Source organism: Peribacillus sp. YIM B13481 (assembly GCF_042787985.1).
Lineage (GTDB): Bacteria > Bacillota > Bacilli > Bacillales > DSM-1321 > Peribacillus > Peribacillus simplex_A.
In genome coordinates this window covers 1-20341 of sequence record NZ_JBHZPE010000012.1, presented here as the reverse complement: position 1 = coordinate 20341, position 20341 = coordinate 1, and the positions used below count along the sequence as shown (strand labels likewise).

14 protein-coding genes, 2 pseudogenes and 1 riboswitch are annotated in these 20341 nt (G+C 37.1%); of the genes and pseudogenes, 8 read left to right on the top strand and 8 right to left on the bottom strand.

Going from position 1 to position 20341, the window contains the following annotated elements; genetic code table 11:
• Positions 1 to 121 precede the first annotated feature (121 nt).
• On the bottom strand, positions 122 to 1297 hold the full coding sequence (locus tag ACFX4X_RS09650) for an SLC13 family permease (RefSeq protein WP_089363114.1): 1176 nt from the start codon (positions 1295 to 1297) through the stop codon (positions 122 to 124).
• A 313-nt stretch (positions 1298 to 1610) separates the two neighbouring features.
• On the bottom strand, positions 1611 to 2240 hold the full coding sequence (locus ACFX4X_RS09645) for a homoserine/threonine efflux transporter (protein ID WP_061462871.1): 630 nt from the start codon (positions 2238 to 2240) through the stop codon (positions 1611 to 1613).
• 139 nt (positions 2241 to 2379) lie between these two features.
• Between ACFX4X_RS09645 and ACFX4X_RS09640 the strand changes: the two genes are divergently transcribed.
• Positions 2380 to 3207: a TrmB family transcriptional regulator gene (locus ACFX4X_RS09640; protein ID WP_061462872.1), complete on the top strand. Its 828-nt coding sequence runs from the start codon at positions 2380 to 2382 to the stop codon at positions 3205 to 3207.
• A gap of 527 nt (positions 3208 to 3734) precedes the next feature.
• Here the strand turns inward: ACFX4X_RS09640 and ACFX4X_RS09635 are convergent.
• From ACFX4X_RS09635 to ACFX4X_RS09620, 4 genes and pseudogenes are all read right to left on the bottom strand, one after another.
• Positions 3735 to 5091, bottom strand: a pseudogene (locus ACFX4X_RS09635) (IS3 family transposase).
• Positions 5092 to 5203: 112 nt separating this feature from the next.
• Complete coding sequence (locus ACFX4X_RS09630) at positions 5204 to 6118, bottom strand: ABC transporter substrate-binding protein (RefSeq protein WP_377383091.1); 915 nt, start codon at positions 6116 to 6118, stop codon at positions 5204 to 5206.
• A 20-nt stretch (positions 6119 to 6138) separates the two neighbouring features.
• Positions 6139 to 7143, bottom strand: coding sequence for a FecCD family ABC transporter permease (locus tag ACFX4X_RS09625; RefSeq protein ID WP_375166301.1), 1005 nt, complete (start codon positions 7141 to 7143; stop codon positions 6139 to 6141).
• A gap of 12 nt (positions 7144 to 7155) precedes the next feature.
• Positions 7156 to 8190, bottom strand: a complete 1035-nt coding sequence (locus ACFX4X_RS09620) for a FecCD family ABC transporter permease (RefSeq protein ID WP_061462876.1) — start codon at positions 8188 to 8190, stop codon at positions 7156 to 7158.
• A gap of 280 nt (positions 8191 to 8470) precedes the next feature.
• Here ACFX4X_RS09620 and ACFX4X_RS09615 point away from each other — a divergent pair, with 280 nt between their 5' ends.
• Positions 8471 to 8809 (top strand): YmaF family protein, encoded by a 339-nt coding sequence (locus ACFX4X_RS09615; protein WP_377383089.1) that lies wholly within the window; start codon positions 8471 to 8473, stop codon positions 8807 to 8809.
• 372 nt (positions 8810 to 9181) lie between these two features.
• Here ACFX4X_RS09615 and ACFX4X_RS09610 read toward each other — a convergent pair whose 3' ends face one another.
• Positions 9182 to 10096, bottom strand: coding sequence for a LysR family transcriptional regulator (locus ACFX4X_RS09610; RefSeq protein WP_141133653.1), 915 nt, complete (start codon positions 10094 to 10096; stop codon positions 9182 to 9184).
• 1056 nt (positions 10097 to 11152) lie between these two features.
• On the opposite strand from ACFX4X_RS09610, the gene ggt reads away from it, so the two are divergent.
• Positions 11153 to 13228, top strand: a complete 2076-nt coding sequence (gene ggt / locus ACFX4X_RS09605) for a gamma-glutamyltransferase (protein ID WP_284470997.1) — start codon at positions 11153 to 11155, stop codon at positions 13226 to 13228.
• Positions 13229 to 13395: 167 nt separating this feature from the next.
• Here ggt and ACFX4X_RS09600 read toward each other — a convergent pair whose 3' ends face one another.
• Entirely contained in the window at positions 13396 to 14295 is a 900-nt protein-coding gene (locus ACFX4X_RS09600; RefSeq protein ID WP_377383087.1) for a LysR family transcriptional regulator, read from the bottom strand.
• A gap of 123 nt (positions 14296 to 14418) precedes the next feature.
• Between ACFX4X_RS09600 and hutG the strand changes: the two genes are divergently transcribed.
• The 5 genes and pseudogenes from hutG (at position 14419) to ACFX4X_RS09575 (ending at position 19716) form a co-directional block, all read left to right on the top strand.
• Complete coding sequence (hutG, locus tag ACFX4X_RS09595) at positions 14419 to 15375, top strand: formimidoylglutamase (protein ID WP_284470995.1); 957 nt, start codon at positions 14419 to 14421, stop codon at positions 15373 to 15375.
• Positions 15376 to 15404: 29 nt separating this feature from the next.
• Positions 15405 to 16609 (top strand): annotated as a pseudogene (gene gltS, locus ACFX4X_RS09590) (sodium/glutamate symporter).
• A gap of 280 nt (positions 16610 to 16889) precedes the next feature.
• Positions 16890 to 17045, top strand: coding sequence for a hypothetical protein (locus ACFX4X_RS09585; RefSeq protein WP_155727292.1), 156 nt, complete (start codon positions 16890 to 16892; stop codon positions 17043 to 17045).
• Positions 17046 to 17105: 60 nt separating this feature from the next.
• Positions 17106 to 17777, top strand: a complete 672-nt coding sequence (locus ACFX4X_RS09580; RefSeq protein WP_284470993.1) for an SOS response-associated peptidase — start codon at positions 17106 to 17108, stop codon at positions 17775 to 17777.
• A 323-nt stretch (positions 17778 to 18100) separates the two neighbouring features.
• A riboswitch (SAM riboswitch) is annotated at positions 18101 to 18208 on the top strand.
• A gap of 191 nt (positions 18209 to 18399) precedes the next feature.
• Positions 18400 to 19716 carry a Na+/H+ antiporter NhaC family protein gene (locus tag ACFX4X_RS09575; RefSeq protein ID WP_284470992.1) on the top strand — a complete coding sequence of 439 codons (1317 nt, stop codon included), beginning with the start codon at positions 18400 to 18402 and terminating at the stop codon, positions 19714 to 19716.
• Positions 19717 to 20341: the final 625 nt, after the last annotated feature.

The window sequence follows — 20341 nt, the reverse complement described above, 5'->3', positions numbered from 1 at the left end:
AGCGTTTTTTTTGTTTTTGGGGTAATGATATGCCCTAGCTTGCTGGGCATATGGCGGCACCCCTATAGGCATATGTTAAGGCAAATCCAATATAAAAAACCCAAAGTTGTTTAAACCTATATTAAAAGAAATTTTGATTTTTCATTGTAAAGTAATAAACAAGAGTTAAAAGAGCTAAAATCGAAAAGTTATAAAAGCTAAACCTTATAAGGTACATTTTACTTTTTTGTGGATCTCTCTTAATAAAAAGTTTAAATGAAATTACACTTGCGAGGGAAGCAACTATCGTACCAAGTCCACCTAAATTTACACCTACTAATAAAGGCTGCCAATTCACGGAGAATTTTGATAAAAAGATCGCAGCTGGTACATTGCTTATCAGTTGGCTTAAAATTATGGAACTGAAAAAGATAGATGTAGGACTTTTGAGATGTTCGCTTGCAAATGTGTGTACTACCTTTAAATCCGATATGTTTCCTATAAATATAAAAAAACATATAAAAGTAATAAGCAATAAATAATCAATTTTCTTCAATAATTTTATATCAAGTAAACATGCGGTTCCCAAAGCGATGATGAACGCAAGTTTGTAGCTTAAAACCCCAAGTATGGATGCAGATATGATGCCAAATAGAATTCCCCATACTGTTGCCCTTTTTTTATTTTTTATAGAAATATACGGAAGTTCCATTTCCAGTGTTTTACTATTCAATCTTTGATTAAGAAAGAATAATAGAATAATTCCAAGAACCACTAATAGAAGGATTGTTGTAAAAAATTGTATGGGCCTTATTCCGTAGTTAGTAAATATATAAAGATTTTGAGGATTTCCCATAGGAGTTAGGCTGCTTCCGATGTTAGCCGCAATTGTCTCTAGTATAATAGTATCTAACATAGAAGTTTGTATAATCTTACTAATTATAAGTGTTAATGGTACAAATGTTATTAATGCCACATCATTCGTTACAAGCATGGAACTAAAAAAGCATAATAAAATTAGGATTGCTGAAACACTTTTACTATTATGACATTTACTCAGTATGGCAATGGCGAACTTATCCAATAGTTTAAGATCTTCCAGAGCCTTAACTACGAGCATAAGATTAAATAAACTGACTAATACTTTAAAATCAATATATTCCAGTTTTGGTGAATGGAATAAACAGCTTACGATTGCAAACAAGAGTGATATGGTAAATACAATGTCTTTTTTTAAAATTCCAAATTTCAAGTTCACTTTTTTTCGTACTTCACATAAATATATTCTTTCATCAAATCCCCCTCCAGTACTATCTATTCTACTACATTACTCTGTTTCTTACATTTGAAATATACACTTAAAAAACACCATCATTTCCATGGAATTACAGAAAAATAGCTTTTTTTAGTTATGGGGGTAATGATTTGTCTTGGCTTGATGGGGATTAGGTGGTACCTATTAATGAACTAACGGTGCGTTAGCTGAAATCAGAGCTGTTTATAAGGGCAGCACTTTTCTTATGGAACTAAATGGGCAGGTAGTTAACAAGTTTGTTAGAAACATATGGAGTGAATAGAAAAACCGTTCAATTTTTTGAACGGATTGAATCAAATTAGTTATTTTATACAATTTATATTCCTGTTTTAATGCCAAAACCTATTAAAATTAAGCCAGTTGATTTTTGGAACGCTTTCTGGAATTTGGAGTTGTTCAACCATTTTTTTGCGTAATCAATTAGATAAACAAGAAATAGAAACCATAATACAGCGAGTAAGGTTAAGATGAAGGCTAATATAATCAATTGCTGGTTTACATTTCCATTCAAATTGACAAATTGCGGCATGATTGTTATATAAACTAAAATAGTCTTTGGATTAAGAATATTATTAAGTAATGCTTGCATAAAGGAATCCTTATTATGCCGATTTAAATACTTCGTGGGTGTATTTGCTTGTGCTTGTATTTCTTTTAAAGAAAAAGCGCTTTTAGTAAAAAAACTTTTAATCCCTAAATAAATTAAGTAGGCGGCTCCCAAATATTTGATTGTACTGAAAAGAATCACAGACTTTGCAATGACGACAGATAACCCAAGAATAGCAATAAGCGTCCAAAAAGAAAGTCCCGTTGCCATTCCGAGAACGGTATAATGTCCAGCTTTTGGACCATAGCGAAGCGTGTTTTTCACTAGGAGCATAGTATCTGCTCCGGGTATAATAACCATCATTGCAACTATTGATATGTAAGTTAGTAAGCTATCCATACTATTTCTCCCTTCTCGTTTGTTAGTAGCTACTCAAGTAACTACTTATTAATTATATTGGATGCTTATGGAAAAGGTCAACAGATTTTGCTAAGATATTAGTTACTAAGGTAGCAACTAAGGTTGTGTTGGAGGATTTATGAAAGAAAACATTTTAGAAACATTAAAAAATCTAAATTTTACCGAATATGAAGCGAAAGCATATCTTACCTTATTGGAAGAATCGCCATTGACTGGCTATGCAGTAGCAAAAAACTCCGGTGTACCACGTTCAAGAATATATGAAATTCTGGACGGTCTCGCAATAAGAGGGGATATTCTGGTTAGTCCTGGTAACACACCACAGTATACTCCTGTACCTGCAAAGGAGCTAATAAAAAACCGTCGAATGAAAGCAGAAGAGAATTTTGAACTGGCAGAAAAATCATTAGCAGAGTTTGAAAGTTCTGCAAATGACCGTGAAAATATCTGGAATATCACTGGACGCAATGAAATACTCGAAAAGGTTAAAGCTTGTATATTATCTGCTGAAAAAAGAATCCTCTTAGAGATTTGGGAAGAGGAATTCGAAGAATTGGAGTCTGAACTAAGACAGGCAGCAACTAGAGGGGTCAATGTAACAATTATTGCTTATGGGGAAATCGTATGTGATTTTGCTAATGTTTACCTCCATTATATGGGTCATGAAATTACAGAAGAGTATGGTGGACGATGGCTTGTTATTAGTGGAGATGACTCAGAAGTAGTAGCAGGTATTGTCTCGCTGGGTAAAGATAGTCGTGCGGCATGGACAATGCATGTAGGTTTGGTAATGCCAATTACAGAAGTCATGATTCATGATTTGTATCTCATGGAAATTATGGAGAAACATAGAGAGCTTTTAGAAGAAAGTTTTGGTGAAAACCTTGCCAATTTACGTAAAAAATTTTCTATCCATCCAGATTTTAAGAAACATTACATTGACTAAATTTGTACTATTTTTTCCTGTTTTAACAACAAAAAGAAAAGCATTACTTTTTTATTAATCAACGTTTTGAGGAAGTAGTATGGGGCACAGTACAAATTCAAGCTTTAACACCAGCATCCAGCGTCTATGGGCAATCCCAAGTGGCGAATATTGCTAGATGGGAATTACTAACAATGATTGATGAATATGAATGGATTTGAAGCATGGAAGCTCGCATTAGCGGAAGCATCATTTTCACCTATAGCGAAAAAATACGGGAGAGTTCCTGCAATAGTCAATGGACAATAAGAAGTTCCAGAAAATTTCATTGAAAAAGGTGAAGCCGATGCGATTGGGTCAATAAAGTCAATAATGGAGAGCTATTAGCAGTGTTAAAGCCGGAAGAAGTGTTAAGCCCGAAAGCAAAAAATAAGGTATTTGAAGTATAAATCTTCTCAATCTCACAGTGCTTTACTTGAAGAAGCAAACTAAAAAAAGCCGATTCCTTAACGTGAACTGCACCCCATAAAGTTAGACAGGTTATTTCGTTAGGCAGCCCGTTGGGCATGAACTCGGTATTGTACCGGGCTCATGCCTTTTAATTTTGCCTTGATTCGTTTGTGATTATAGTATTCTATATATTTTGCTAGTTCTTGTTTAAAGTGTTCCACACTTTCAAATTCTTTTAGATAAAGAAGTTCCGATTTCATGATACCAAAGAAATTTTCCATAACAGCGTTATCGTAACAATTCCCTTTGCGAGACATACTTTGCGTAATGCCACGTTCCGGCATTACGGTATTGTTTCATTTGATAATGCCAGCCTTGATCGGAATGAATAAGGAGAGTATCGTCGTCTGTTAAACGTTCAAAAGCTTGATCTAACATCGTTGAAATGAGTTTAGTAGGTTGGTCTTGAACCGATTGTATACGTAATGATTTCTCCATTAAATAAGTCCAATATCGTCGATAAATATAGCTTTTCTCCAAATAATTTAAACTCTGTAATATCCGTAACCCATTTCTCATTTGATTTTTCAGCTTTGAAATTCCGATCTAAAATATTTAGTGCAATCTTGCCCACAGTTCCTTTGTAAGAGCGATATTTTTTCATACGGACAAGACATTTTAGCCCTAGTTCTTTCATGATACGCTGTACCTTTTTGTGGTTTACTAGGTGTCCGCGATTTCTAAGTTCATCACGAATACGACGGTAACCAAACCGACCTTCATGTTCATCGAAAACAGATTTAATCAATACTTTCAGTTCTGCATCTGGATCAGGACGTCCGAAGTTTTTCACCCAATAGTAATACGTGCTACGCGGAATGTCTGCGAGCTGTATAAGTGCTTTCACCGGGAATGCATTCCTTAATTCATAGACTACTTGTGCTTTGTCTTGTTTGTTGATTTTTCCTTGTTTTGAACTAAGGCATTCAACTTTTTTAAATAGGCATTCTCCATACGTAAACGTTCATTCTCCGTCTGTAAAGCCTCTATTGACCCTTCATCGGGTACTTGAGTATTTGATGTCTTATTATTTTTATTTTTCATGGATGGACGCCCCTTTTTCTTCGATTGTAGGGCATCAAATCCTTCTGTTTCATAAGCAACTTTCCATTTTCGAAGCGTTTCATAAGATGGAATATTAAAAATCGCCGCTGTTTTCCTGATAGACGTCCCGTGTTCGTTCATATAATTGAGTACATCTAGTTTAAACTGTGCGGGGTAGAGTGTATAGCGTTTTTCAAAAGCATCATCACCAAAAAGTTCAAATTGTTTAATCCACTGATGGAGTAAACTCGGATGAACACCAATAGATTTAGCAATTGTTTGTCCTCCCTCATTACCATCTATATATTGCCTTACTGCCTGTATTTTTTCTTCTGAAGAAAATCTCGCCATAAAAAACTGCACCTCCAATTGTTAGTTGTGTCTAACAATTGGGGTGCAGTTCAACGTACAGGAATCGACTTTTTTAGTTTGAAATTTCGCTTAGCGTAAAAAATAACACTATTTATTTTGAAAAGATTTCTTTTGCGTTTTCCATGGCCATTTTATTTCCTAGTGCTGAATAATCAAGCCATGGCTGATCCGGAACTACGTATACATGTTTTCCTTTAACTGCTTTCAACCCTTTCCAAATGGGTGTATCTTCCAACTGTTTAAAAGCAGTCTGAGACTCATCGTCACTGTTGACAATGACAAATATAGCATCTGCATTGAAATCTGGAAGAACTTCTTGAGATATGACTTCGTAAGGTAGATTTTTATCAATCTTTTCAACACCATTGGCAGGTTTAAAACCTAAATCCTGAAATAAGATAGGTCCCATTGGCTTTTCAGTACTAAATACTCGTAACTCCTTTGCAGTAACACGGATTGCCATTACTTTACTGCCTTCACCAAGTTTATTTTCAATTAAATTTTTGACTTCTTTCGTTTGTTTTTCATAATCTGATATGAACTTTTCTGCTTGCTGTTGACGGTCGACAAGTTTAGCAACGGACTTTAAATGATCTCTCCATGTTCCTTCATCAAGATTAAATACATGAGTCGGTGCGATTTTTTCATATTTTGATACATCTTGTCCTGAAAATTCTTTATCAAGATAAATTACAGAAGGGTTTAGTTCTATCAACGCTTCCATATCTGGATCTTTTACAGGTCCAAGCTTTTGCGTATCTTTTAATCGATCCTTCACATGCGGCAGAAAATCTTTTAATTCTCCACCAATTACAGAACCAACTGGAGTTATATCTAATGCAAGTAAATCATTTGTTAGGTGGATGGAAAGTGAAGCGATTCTAGGTTCTTCACTCTCTGGTTTATTTTTTTGTGCTGATTTACTATCATTTGAAGATGTCTGTCCGCAAGCCGACAAAATAAGAATTAACATAATGCTAAATAAAATAGTAATTTTCTTGTTCATTTTTTCTCCTAATTGAAAAGTTATTTTGTTTTTGTGAGCAAGTAAAGAAAATAGGGAGCTCCTATAGCAGCGACTACTATACCAGCTGGAATAGCATTTGGATGAAATATGGATCGGCCGATGGTATCCGCAAGCACCAAAATAATGAGTCCTATAAGTCCTGCAACAGGAAGGAAATGCTGGTACATCGGGCCAACAAGCCGACGGGCAAGATGCGGGGCAACTAGACCAATAAATCCAATACCGCCGGCCATTGCTACACTCGCACATGACAAACCAACAGCAGTTACCAGCATCAGCAAACGTTGTTTTTGAACAGAAACACCAAGTCCAGCCGCTACGTCATCACCTAGTGATAAGGCATTTAATGTGTTAGATTTGAAGTAAGCATAAGGTGCTAAAATAAGGATCCACGGAAAAAGGGCAATAACATGGATCCAATCTCTTCCCCATACATTACCAACTAACCATCTTGAAGCAAATGAGTAGGTTTCTTCATCAAGACGAAGAGACAGAAAAAGTGTAATAGCACTAAAACCAGCAGAAATCGCAATTCCAATGAGAATAAGGCGAATGGGCAGTATGCCTTTGTAACGATCATAGGCAAGTAAAACAATTAGAAAAGCAGTTAAGACTCCGCCTAAAAAGGTAAATAGCGGTATAAGGATTGATGCTTTTTCATCCAATGAATGAAAATATGTTACAAAGATAATGAGACCAAAGGACGCACCTGCATGTAAGCCTAAAATTCCTGGGTCTGCCAAAGGATTACGCGATAAACCTTGTAGGATTGCACCTGAAATTCCTAATCCAACTCCAGCCAACATGGTAATCAAGATTCGTGGCATACGGTAATCAAATAGCACAGTAGTACTTTTAAAATCACCGTTGCCAAAAAGCGTTTGGATTACTTTTAAAGGTGAAATTCGCAGTGTACCTGTATTCAAGCTTATTAATACTGCAACTATACTAATAAAAATAAATACCATAGTAACTATATATGCCCTCTTGTTGTCTGCATTCATATGATATTTCACCTATAAGTCCCTCCCTACTTTACGAGCAATATAGAGAAAAAAAGGAACACCGACAAGGGCAACCATTATACCAATAGCCAGCTCTCTAGGCGGGTTCAACGTTCTGGCACCCAGATCAGCCAGTATTAACAGAATCGAACCCAATAATGCTGACATTGGAATAATGAGCTGATAATATCCTCCAACCAATTTTCGTGAAATATGTGGGATTACAAGTCCAACAAAACCTATTGAACCAACGGCCGAAACAGAAACTCCTGCCAGAATAACGGCAACTATCATTCCTAGTATTCTAATACGATTCGTATTCACACCAAGATTGGTGGAAATATCATTGCCCATTGAAATGAGTGATACAGATCGACCTAATGAAATTGCCCAAATAATTGCGATAAGAATAATAGGAGCAAGCACTTTCAAATGACTCCACTTTATCCCTGCTACACCCCCCGCATACCAAAATGCTAAATCCTGACTCAAATCATAATAAATGGCCACTCCTGAACTAAGTGAATGTAGGAGCGCTGCTATCACTGCACCTGAGATTGTTAGCCTTATAGGTGTTAATCCTCCCGGCACAGATGAGCCTATTATATAAATGAATAATGTACTCAACACAGCTCCTATAAATGAAAAAACCATCAAGACAGCATATGGTATATTTGGAAAGAAAGCGAAACTAAGGGCTACCACAAACATTGACCCTGCGTTAATACCAAGTATTCCTGAGTCAGCTAAGGGGTTGTGGGTGACTCCTTGCATCAAAGCACCTGCAACTGCAAAAGCTGCTCCGACTAATGCAGCGCCAATCACCCGTGGAAGCCGTAGTTCGTGGATAATCTGTTGCTGTGTCAGTGTGGGATTATAATCAAAAATCGCTGACCACACCGTATTGATGCTAACCTCTTTTGCTCCAAATGTTACAGCCAAAAATAGGCACAGCACTAATCCAATAATCACCAGAATGAATAAACACAATAGCAGAAAACCATTTGAACGCTTTTTGAGTCCCTTTAGAGAGGGATTATGTAACATTTTTTAATTCATCCTTTACTGTTCATTAATGGAATTGATAATCATTATCATGATGATTATATCTTTACTCTTTGCTGAAATCAATCTATTTTTTTAACACGTTAATTTGTTAAAATATTGAATTGTTTGTATATGTTCACATAGGCTCCAGTAGGCAGGAAAATCGTTCGTAAAAGTATACTTTTACGGTTTTTTAATTATGATTGTTACGAATCTCCTTATTGTTCCAAGCATATAGTTTATAGAATTTATGATAATTAATATATAAGGGGTGAATGGATTGAGCAAGGTAGGAAAAGATGATTTTGTTTCTGGGTTTGTTCCACATCATAATCATGGGTCCGTTGATTATACATCTGTAGTGGACGGCCATGTCCATCAATGTCTGGATGTAACATCCCCGCCAATTCCATCACAAGAGGGAGAACATATTCACTATACAGAAGGATATGTGGTATTTGAGGATGGGCATAACCATTATTATAAGGCATATTCGGGACCAGCCATTCCTGTTGGCAATGGAATGCACGTTCATTATTATGATTTTTACACAACTGAAGATGATGGGCATAAACATCGAGTTAGAGGGGTCGATCAACCTGCTCCAGGGAATAAATAACGGTACATGATATACAAAAAGAAAACCACAGGGGGATAATTCTAGTAGAGTTTTATCCGATTCAAAGTGCATTTATTCACCGTGGTTTTTCAAATAACCAGTGATAAATTATTTATCGAAGTATAGAAGTAAAATTAATCCAATATTAAAAGCTCCATTTCTCAGTGTCACAAACGAGAAATGGGGCTTTTTTCACTTTATGCCTAAACCCCTTATTTCGACCCCTCCTTTTTAATCGAGAGGGGCTCTTTTTTTAAAATTTCACAAAATGCAAAAAATGAATCATTTAAAAGGTAAAGTGTAATAAATATTATTCAAACTAAATGGTTTTTCTCACTCCGAGTTGTTTCGCAGCTTTTTAAGCCAAGAATCTCATATATCGTAAAAAGTCTGATCATTCTTTAACGTTTTCAAAACATGCTTAGTCAGCATTGACGGATCATCCGTGTTTTTCCAAACTGCAGATATGGAACTGGATAATTCAGAGTTATCGATGTTCAATGCTTTAACTTTGCTTTTTCCCAACAAACTCACCATATCTTTCGGCATGAGAGCAACGCCTAAGTTATTGGCTATAAGGTTGGCGATCGTTAATAATTCAGATCCTTTACATAATTCTTTAGGTGAAAATCCAGCAGTCAGACAAGCCTTTTCCAAAAGGAATTGAAGGGAGTGTGCTTGGACGGCATCATAATGGATAAAAGATTCGTCTCTTGCTTCGTATAAGTGTATCGCATCCTTTTGGGCTAGTGGATGATCAATGGAAACGACTAATTGTAAAGGGAACCTTTTGAATTCAATCATGCTTAATCCTTCATTTGCGATGATGTTATTGTGTATGGGCGTTCGGATGAAACCGATGTGATAATTTTGTTGGTTTACGAGCTTCACTGCTCTTGAGGATGTTGTTTCATGCAGGTAAAAATCTGTTTCCGGGTATTCCCCCACTATCTTTTTCAATAACTTCGGGATATATATGCTCGCTGCAGAGGGGACAGTAGCAATCTTCATTTTGGGCTTGGGGATGGTTTTATTTTCAACTATGTAATTCACTGTTTTCTCAATATCTTCAAAGGAAGGGGCAAGTTTTTTATAGATGTACTCTCCTTCTTCCGTCAATGTAATTTTTCTTGTCGTTCGATTTAATAGTTTAAGGCCTAATTGTTTTTCGAGGGATAAAATCTGTTGGCTAAGTCCTGGCTGCGATATATGCAGGGTTTTGGAAGCCTCACTGAAACTAAGATGGTTAGAAACCTCTATGAAATAGCGGAGGGATAGGAAATTCAAACAATCACCCACTTCAGTTAGATTGGAAAATACACACAAAAAATAGCTGGTAAAAGGAAGGGCGGACCTCAAATATACCCTCTCAAATAATATTTGTATATAACGATTAAAGGCTAGAAATATGTTAAAAGTTTCTAGTTTTATAATAAAGACTTATAAGTTTATAACAATAATATATTTCTAAAACGGAAGAGTCAATATTATCCTTAAATTAAGGGTGAAAATGTAATAAAGAGGAAAATGAACCCATTAAATAACAGAATTTTCAGTATTTAAGCAGGTGTTTTTACACATTTATGCTTGTTTATTTGATTTAAATAAAACTTTTTTAATCGACAGTAGGACTTTTGGTTTTTGTGTCTGATTTTGCAAAAAAAAGGAAAAGCAAGGTGGTCGGTAGAATAATAATAGTATCATCTTTTGTAGATGATGAAAAAAATGATGGGGGGTTGTATGAAAAGGTTAATAAGTACTTTTTATTGGTTATGAGTCTAACAGTGACCGGTATTATCACGGCCTTCAGTAAGGAAAAGGACTATATTCACGAAAAATAATGGCCAATATGCACCTATGCCTATACTGAGGATTGCTAAAAAGATATCGTACCAGGCAACTTGAAATTTTCCCTTTTGACGCTTCTTCCGGTTTGAAGGAAAACTAAAAAAAATCAAGGATAGTGCAAACCGGCGCTTTGGATTTGTGGTTCGTTTAATGGCCATTCTGCTAGTTTTAGAGGCAACTAGAGGTACAGTAGGCAGCAGGCTTCCTATTATGGTCATGGCTATATTATTTGTTTTCTATGGTTTGGACAGTGCCAGGCTTCGATTATCACCCGGATGTAAAGGTTAGTTTTAGAGTCATGCTGGAAATTCGTGGGGGGTGATTTTTTGAATTGAATCATCATTAAGAGAACTTATCCAACAGCCAAAAGGAATGTGAATACTGTTTCAATTTAGAGATCAACCAGCATATTCCAGACTTGCAATCGAGGATCATCCGTATATCCACTTGCCGTATGGTGAAATCCCAATTTTGTTTTTGAAAGGAGACTAATTCATGAAATTTTTAAAAAGTTTTATTTTAGTTACTTTCAGTTTCTTTTGTATGATCACACCAGCTTTTGCAAGTGTCCCCGGAGTGGATAAGTCAATGGGAAGGGGTGCAACAAAAGGAATCGTATCAGTTTCTCATCCGTTAGCAGCTGAAGCGGGTATAAAGATACTAAAACAAGGTGGAAATGCGGTCGATGCAGCAGCTGCCATTCAATTATCGTTAAATGTAGTTGAGCCAATGATGTCTGGAATCGGCGGCGGTGGTTTTATGATGATCTATAATAAAAAGGAAAATAAAATAACGATGATCGATAGTCGCGAAATGGCACCACAAAATGTTACGCCTGAACTTTTTTTAGATTCAAAGGGAAAACCTATTCCTTTTAGTAAACGGCACATATCTGGGAAAGCGGTTGCAGTTCCCGGAACACTTTTGGGGGTAGAAACTGCTCTTGAGAAATATGGAACATTGAAATTATCACAAGTTATCGACCAGTCCATTTTACAAGCTGAAAAAGGGGTAAAAGTCAATTGGGCGACAGCTCAATATATCGATGAAAATGTAAAAAAACTTGAAAATAACCAAGCGGCTGCAAAAGTTTTTGTACCAAATGGAAAACCATTGGTAGAGGGAGATACCCTCGTTCAGCCAGATCTGGCAAAGACTCTTAAGTTAATAAAAGAACAAGGTTCTAACGTTTTTTATAAAGGTGAAATAGGAGAAGCACTTACCAAAGAAGTTCAAAAACGTGAAGGAACGATGACAAAAGAGGATTTGGAAAACTATGTGGTGAAAGAGAGAGAACCAATTAGATCGGAATATAGGGGCTTTGAATTGGTGGGTGCAGCTTCACCAAGTTCAGGCAGTTTGACGATCCAACAAATCCTAAAGCTCATGGAAGGATACGATGTACAAAAGATGGGGGCTAACTCCCCTGAGTATCTTCATTATCTAACGGAAGCCATGCATCTCGCATATGCCGATCGAGCCGCCTATATGGCAGATGAAGATTTTTATGATGTACCTACTAAAGGACTATTGGATGAAGATTATATAAAAGAAAGAAGAAAACTCATTAATCCAAATAGATCAACAGTTGATGTCAAAGCAGGCGATCCATGGAAGTATGAGGGCAAAGAACCGACTTCAATGAAGAACGTTAAGGAAGAGCAGACCCCGATCGGACAAACGACTCACTTTTCTGTAATGGATAAGTGGGGAAATATGGTTGCTTATACGACTACAATCGAGCAAGTATTCGGATCGGGTATCATGGTACCTGATTATGGATTCATGCTTAATAATGAAATGACGGATTTTGATGCCACACCGGGGGGCGTTAACCAGGTGGAACCAAGAAAAAGACCAAGAAGCAGTATGTCCCCGACCTTCGTATTAAAAGATGGCAATCCCTTCATGGCCATTGGTTCACCAGGCGGAGCGACGATAATAGCATCGGTATCTGAAACGATTATGAATGTGCTTGATCATCATATGCTAATTCAAGATGCCATACTAGCTCCACGTATTTATTCTGCTGGTTATCCTACAGTTAGATGGGAACCGGGAATTGAACAAAATACAAGGCTGGAGTTAATGGCAAAAGGCCATGTTTATGAAGAAAAACCCCAACATATCGGTAATGTGCAAGCTGTTATTTTTGATTATGAAACAGGGAAAATGTATGGAGGAGCCGACAATACGAGAGAAGGAACTGTTCAAGGAGTGTATGATGTTTCCTATAAAGCTAAAAAGCCAAAAGAAATAAAAGAAGAAAAGAAAGGACCGTTTACCTTAAAGGTGAATGGAGCCGTTTATCCTTATACAGCTGAACAAATGAAACTGATAGATGAAAAACCCTATATCCAATCAGACAAATTGCTACTTGGATTGGGTGTAATTGGAGCAGGTGACTTAGAAACATATGAACCAGATAAAAAATCGTATTTACCGGTGTTAAAAGTAGCGAAATCGTTAGGATATAAAACAAAATGGAACGAAACAGACAAAGAGGCACTATTGGAAAAAGATCCAGCGGATTTTGAAGATCCCGACGATGATGGTAGCGTGACGAATTGATTTCATCCTGACTAATATAACCAGTCCAGACAGGATTCCTTTAAAAAGATGTAAAGAAGGAAATTGGGAAGTGAAACGGTCCAGACTAATGATATTCCCCTTGTGCATTGTGCAGAAAGGGGAATATTTTTTTTTTGCATTTTTTCAGTGAAGATTTGCTTTTTTAGTTAGTCGATTCTATCACTCTCATTAAAAAAGCGATGTATCTCCTCAACTAATTTACATACCGCAGGTGACAGATATCGATCTTTCAAGTAGGCCAGGTATACAGTCCTTTCCAAAAAATTAGATTCTATTGTACGGATTGCAGTATCGGTTGTTGTAACGGATTTTACATAGCTTTCCGGTAAAATTGTAACACCAAGTCCTTCTTCCACCAAACTGCAAGCTGTTTCAAGTCTTTCTATTTCGTAAATAATATTGGGAAGTGCCTTTTCATGCTTGAATGCTATTAAGATATCATCTCTTGTTTGAAATCCAGTTGTACTGATGATCAATTCTTTCTTTGCAAGGTCTTGGAAAGTGATAGACTCTTTTTCGTTTAATTCGTCATCTTTATGGACCAAAAGCACGAATTTTTCATTGTATAGGGGTGCAGATATGATTTTCTCATGGTTAATTGGCTGGTTCGTGATGGTGAAATGAACATTAAACCGATTTAACGAATCGATAACCTTTTCTTCCCCCAATATTTCCCTGACTTTGAAATGAATATTAGGATAATTGATTTTAAAATTCCTGATTATCTTCGGGAACCAGATTTTGAATGATTCAATGGAACCTATAGATATTGTTCCACTTCCAACATGCTTCATCTCCTCAAGTTCCACTTGAAAATTATTGAATCTTCTTAACAAATCCACAGATCTCGTATAAAAAATCCCCCCTGCTTCCGTAAGCTCAAGTCCCCTTGTATTACGTTCCAAAAGCTGAAAACTAACTTCTTTTTCTAATTTCATTATGGCATTACTTAAGGAAGGTTGAGATATATGCAGTATTTTAGCAGCTTTAGAGTAATTCTTTTCCTGGACAACGGTAGTGAAATAGCGTAGTTGGCGAAGATCCATATATTCTCCTTTCTATAGTTTAAAACTATAGATATATTAAAATTTTGTATTGGTAATTATATATTATCTCAATTATAATTTTTAAAAAAGATATTTCAGAATTTTTTTAATAAAGGAGAAATTATGTATAATAAACCGATTTTAGATTATTGGAATGGAAGGGTTGATTCCCATTCTGAAATGGACAGCTTCAGGTACCACCAAAGAGTGCGGTTGTCACCGATTTCGGAATTAAACACCTCTCCCAAAGCATCCAGAACCTTTGGAATGATTGGCTTCAAATGTGATGAAGGCGTCAAAAGAAATAAAGGCAGGATTGGTGCTGCTGAGGGTCCTGATCATATAAGGCAGTCCTTGGCGAAATTACCATGTCATTTATCCTCCCAAACCGAGCTGGTGGATGCTGGAAATGTAATCTGTGAAGGTTCAGAGATGGAGGATGCCCAAGCTCAACTGGGATCAGCTGTTGCCCAGATATTGGAGAGTAAAGCGATTCCTATCATACTTGGCGGAGGACATGAAACCCTTTATGGTCATTATCTTGGGATAAGGAAATACGTTGGACCAAAGGCTAGATTGGGGATTATTAATATTGATGCTCACTTTGATATGAGGCCTTATGAAAAAGAAAGTTCATCAGGAACGATGTTTAAACAGATTTTGGACGAAGATCAAAGTTGTGGATATTTATGTGTCGGAATTCAGAAACAGGGAAATACGAAGGCCCTGTTTAAAACTGCTGAGGGGAGTAAGGTCGACTACATATTGGAAGAAGATTTGTCATTGAACGAAATGAATGAAACCAAGCAGCGGATAAATGAATTCGTTAAAAAAAATGACTTCATCATTCTTACATTATGTACTGACGTTATTGATTCAGCCTACGCACCAGGGGTAAGTGCACCCTCTCCATTTGGACTGAATCCGAAATTGGTCCGTGCGATTATTAGGCATGTCGTATCAAACGAAAAGATCCTCTCCTTTGATATCGCGGAAGTGAATCCTTCGTTGGACGAAAATAATAAAACCGTTACATTGGCAGCACATTTAATAAATGAGGTATTGCTGCATTTTAAATAGTAAATTATACATCTGGGGGCAGACATACGATGAATCTGGAATTAAATCAAATCACAACCTTATTTCTCGCCGTATCACTGTTTTTGGCGGGTGGACTGTTAATAGGAAGATCCCCATCCTTAAAAGGTTTTGCATACCGGCTCCAGTAGTGGGAGGATTATTGTTCGCGATACTTGTGACAATCTTCAGACAGGCTGGATTGATCAATTTAACATTGGATACTACTTTACAAAGCCTTTTCATGCTTACTTTCTTTACAACTGTAGGGTTAGGGGCAAGCTTTAAACTTGTTAAGCTAGGTGGGAAACTGCTCGTCATTTACTGGCTGGCTTGTGGCGCCCTGGCTCTTTTTCAGAGTATGATAGGAGTTTCACTTGCAACCGTACTTGATTTAGAGCCTTTATTAGGAGTAGTAATGGGCCCCATCTCGATGGAAGGAGGCCATGGGGCAGCTACTGCATTTGGCGGGACAATTGAAGATCTTGGGGTTAGTTCCGCTTTATCGATTGGACTTGCAGCAGCAACCTTTGGCTTGGTTGCAGGCGGGTTAGCTGGTGGTCCATCCGTTAAATATTTAATCACTAAGTATAAATTACAGCCATCCGAAGCAGATATTAATGATGAAGTGGCAGCAGCCGTGGAAGCGAACGGAGATTCATCCAAAGGGATCAACGCCCAAAACTTCATGATCCAGATTCTGATCATAACATTCTGTATGGCAGCAGGTTCTTACTTAGGAGAGCTTTTCTCGAGTTCAACCGGTTTTGTTTTGCCAAGCTATGTAGGAGCAATGTTTGTAGCGGTTATCGTTAGAAATATTCTTGATGGTTTTAAAAGAGAAGCTGTGGATATGAAAAGCATCGATCTAATCGGAGACGTAACATTGGGAATTTTTCTATCTATGGCCTTAATGAGCATAAAACTATGGGAAGTGGCCGATTTGGCATTGCCGATGCTTCTAATTGTTTTCGTCCAGGTATTTTTCATAGTACTTCTTGGTACATTGGTATTATTCAGATTACTAGGTAAGAATTATGATGCAGCTGTCATGGTTGGTGGCTTTATCGGACATGGATTAGGGGCAACACCCAACGCAATGGCAAATATGTCCGCCATTACAGGTCAATTTGGTCCTTCGAGAAGGGCATTTCTTATCGTACCGATCGTAGGGGCATTCCTCATCGACCTTTTTGCTATCCCTATTATCATTACCAGTATAAATTTGTTGAAGTGAAAAACCTTCTGACCAGACTGTCTTTGATTTTATTCATGGACAGTCTTTTTTATCTATATGTTATTGTGAATGCAAATGGAAGATTACAAGCTTCCTTTACTATGAAATGAGGGTCTCGGATTGCTTCGGGTGATTAATCTTAAGGGTAATCAAGTTTAATGGAGCCACTGTACAGGCTCCTCATTAGTGGATTAACCACGACTCTGCTAAAGGTCAATAATGATACTTGTAGGTTTTTGGTTTATAATAACAACCATCTAGCCTTATGAGGGGGAATCCTATGAATGAATATAATGTAACGGTCAGGAATGGCAGTACATTAATTTTGTCGGAAATCATTAAAGCTGAAGATGAAAGAGAGGTCCTTGGAACACTTTTGATTTCCAGTGAATTATTCAATCAACCATTTACCGACATCAGGATTTTAGAACGCTAATTTGTACCTGCCCGTTCCATTTGTTACACTGTAATAAATCTTAAAACGGTAGGCGATATTATGTGCGGACGTTTCACCCTTTTCACTGACATTGAAGAAATAAAAGACCGGTTCGATATTCAAGGATCATTTGATGAAGAATACCAATTCAGTTACAATATTGCACCTTCCCACTCCGTGCTATCCGTCATTAATGACGGGGCTAGGAATCGACTTGGATATCTTCGGTGGGGACTCATTCCTTTTTGGGCAAAAGATGAAAAAGTGGGCTACAAAATGATCAATGCCAGAGCGGAATCCATTGCTGAGAAGGCAAGCTTCAAGAATGCGTATAAGAAGAAACGATGCTTGATAATCGCTGATTCCTTTTATGAGTGGAAGAAGGAACCCGAGCGAAAAATACCCATGCGAATAAAGCTTAAGAATCATGCTCCATTTGGTATGGCCGGTCTCTGGGAATCCTGGAAATCTCCAGAGGGCATCAACATTTATTCGTGCTCAGTTATAACGACCGTTCCTAATGAGCTAATGACCAGCATTCATGATCGTATGCCTGTCATCCTAAAACCTGAAGATGAAAAAGATTGGTTGAATCCATCCATTAATGATCCTGCATATCTGCAGCAGTATTTAAAATCATTCGATCCTGAACAGATGGAAGCATTTGAGGTTTCGACTGATGTGAACTCAACTAAAAATAATTCACCTAACCTGATACAACAAATTTGCTGAGAGGTCCTTTCTTTAGACCTCTTTTTATTTTTAGTTCCTCCCTGATAAAAGACAGGGGTTGGATCATAGTTTAACAAGTAAATCATTATTGAAAAAAACTTATTTACTGCACCTGTAAAAGGCCCTTTATTATATTAAGGTCCACATGTGAAATACTTTAAAACTAAACCTTGCGAAAATACATAAAATGCTGTACTCTTATATTTGCTTTTCAATATGGCTTTCGATGTCACTTTCACAAACTCAGTTGGTTTCGGCGAGTTTCCAGTCTGGTACTTTTCTGGTAGATATCGTAATATTTGATAAATTATATAATTTAGATCTTCTTATCAAGAGAGACGGAGGGACTGGCCCGAAGATGTCTCGGCAGCAGACTTAATAGGAGTGCTGTGCCAAATCCAGCAGGCTAATTTTTGCCTGAAAGATAAGGGGGGCGTTTTTTATAAATTAAAAGACCTCTTCTTGTTGTTTAAAGGAAGAGGTCTTTTTTTATGCCGACAGTTTTAAGCTGTTGATTCCAATAGTGGGCATATCAGGTTATTATTAGCGTTATTTGCAAAAACTGTTAAAAGAATAAGGGCTGTGACACATGTCATGGGAAAAATAAAAAGAGGTGTTCATCATGAGTGCAAACAATAAAGGGAATCCTTGGGCATTGATCCCATTTGTCGTTTTTTTAATTTTATTTATAGGTTCCGGAATCATCACTAAAGATTTTTATTCATTTCCGGTGATTGTAGCGATTTCTATTGCATCGGCAGCTGCATTGGCAATGAATCGGAAAGAGACTTTCAATCAAAAGGTTGAAATCTTCTGTAAAGGTGCCGGGGACTCCAATATTATGTTAATGGTTATCATTTTCCTTTTGGCAGGCGCTTTTGCCAAAGTTGCAAATGGCATGGGGGCAGTTGAATCAACAGTGAATCTTGCCTTAGCTGTTTTTCCGCAAAATCTATTAATGGTAGGGATTTTCATTATTGCTTGTTTTATTTCTTTATCTATGGGGACAAGCATGGGAACGATTGTTGCCCTAGCACCTATTGGGGTTGGAATTAGTGAGCAAACAGATATTTCGCTTGCCCTTTCAATGGCGGCCGTTATTGGTGGTGCGATGTTTGGTGATAATCTATCCTTCATTTCGGATACGACAATCGCTGCAGTTCGAACACAGGGAACGAAAATGAAGGATAAGTTTAAAGTGAATTTTTTCATCGTTTTACCTGCGGCCATCATCACATGTGCCATCCTAGGAATTTTAACGATGGGTGAACAAGCCGACATTTCCCAACATGCTTATAATTGGGTGAAGATCCTTCCATATCTTTGTGTATTGATCACTGCATTGGCAGGAGTCAATGTGTTCCTGGTCCTTTCCATCGGAATTGTATTTGCCGGAATTATCGGCTTGGCTGATGGAAGTTATCAACCGTTGGGTGTCATTCAAAAGGTTGGGGAAGGAATGGCGGAAATGTATGAAATCTCCTTCCTTGCCATTTTAATTGCAGGTATGGTAGCTGTAATCAAACATAATGGTGGCATCGATTATTTACTCCACCTTGTGACCAGAAATAGCAAATCAAAAAAAGGAGCGGAATTCAGCATTGCCGGGCTTGTTGGTTTGACGAACCTTTCAACGGCAAATAACACGATTTCGATTATCATTGCCGGGCCACTTGCCAAAAATATTGCCGAGAAGTATGGGATTGATCCACGTAAATCGGCGAGCTTGCTTGACGTTTTTGCCTGTTGCATCCAAGGGTTGATTCCATATGGGGCACAGCTCCTTGTTGCAGCAGGGGTAGCAAAGATTTCCCCTATAAGCATCTTGCCATATTCTTATTACCCAATACTTATTGGAATTTGTGGAATTATTGCCATCTTGATTGGTTTTCCACGGTTTCAGCCGGGAAATGATGAAGCGAAGAAACGTACTTCTTAAAATGAGAATAATTTTGAAACAACACCCTGAATCATTGATTCAGGGTGTTGTTATGACATTACCATAAAATTGCCGTTTGGCAACGATATGCGCCCAAAAATATTTTGGTATGAAAAAAGATATTTATGAATAAGGTTATTAGTTTAAACTAATAAAAATAAGCCTGAACCATTTATTCTGGTTCAGGCTTATTTTCTTTTGTAACGAAAATTTCTTTATAAGACCGATAATTTCTTGTTTCAAGAGAGTTTTTTGCATAGGTGTTATTTAGCTAAACAGGAGCTTTGTTTAATGACGAACTGAAAAGAGTGATATGTTTGAATAAAAAACTTTTCACTTTATCTTTAATAGATTTGCCTTTACTTTCCCCTCTTTACGGTCAGTTGTTGAGGCTTTTTTCTAGTTGATAATGAAAATAAGAGCAGGTGAATTGGACAAATTAAGACCTGATTTACAAAACCTTAACATTGGATTAATGTGGGGTTTATATTGATAAATTATGATTGAACCGTAATAAACAGTAATGAACCTTAAAAATTCCACATTAAGATTGGCTTTTTATTGAGAGCAGGTATAAAAGCTAGAAAGAGAATTTAATAGATAGAATGAGAAAAGGGGCTATATA

What these genes read in the sequence shown, in the direction of transcription:
- ACFX4X_RS09600 (WP_377383087.1), bottom strand. Translation starts at nt 14,295, where the DNA reads ATGGATCTTCGCCAACTACGCTATTTCACTACCGTTGTCCAGGAAAAG.
- ACFX4X_RS09640 (WP_061462872.1), top strand. Translation starts at nt 2,380, where the DNA reads ATGAAAGAAAACATTTTAGAAACATTAAAAAATCTAAATTTTACCGAA.
- ACFX4X_RS09575 (WP_284470992.1), top strand. Translation starts at nt 18,400, where the DNA reads ATGAGTGCAAACAATAAAGGGAATCCTTGGGCATTGATCCCATTTGTC.
- ACFX4X_RS09620 (WP_061462876.1), bottom strand. Translation starts at nt 8,190, where the DNA reads ATGTTACATAATCCCTCTCTAAAGGGACTCAAAAAGCGTTCAAATGGT.
- ACFX4X_RS09625 (WP_375166301.1), bottom strand. Translation starts at nt 7,143, where the DNA reads ATGAATGCAGACAACAAGAGGGCATATATAGTTACTATGGTATTTATT.
- ACFX4X_RS09645 (WP_061462871.1), bottom strand. Translation starts at nt 2,240, where the DNA reads ATGGATAGCTTACTAACTTACATATCAATAGTTGCAATGATGGTTATT.
- ggt (WP_284470997.1), top strand. Translation starts at nt 11,153, where the DNA reads ATGAAATTTTTAAAAAGTTTTATTTTAGTTACTTTCAGTTTCTTTTGT.
- hutG (WP_284470995.1), top strand. Translation starts at nt 14,419, where the DNA reads ATGTATAATAAACCGATTTTAGATTATTGGAATGGAAGGGTTGATTCC.
- ACFX4X_RS09630 (WP_377383091.1), bottom strand. Translation starts at nt 6,118, where the DNA reads ATGAACAAGAAAATTACTATTTTATTTAGCATTATGTTAATTCTTATT.
- ACFX4X_RS09580 (WP_284470993.1), top strand. Translation starts at nt 17,106, where the DNA reads ATGTGCGGACGTTTCACCCTTTTCACTGACATTGAAGAAATAAAAGAC.
- ACFX4X_RS09585 (WP_155727292.1), top strand. Translation starts at nt 16,890, where the DNA reads ATGAATGAATATAATGTAACGGTCAGGAATGGCAGTACATTAATTTTG.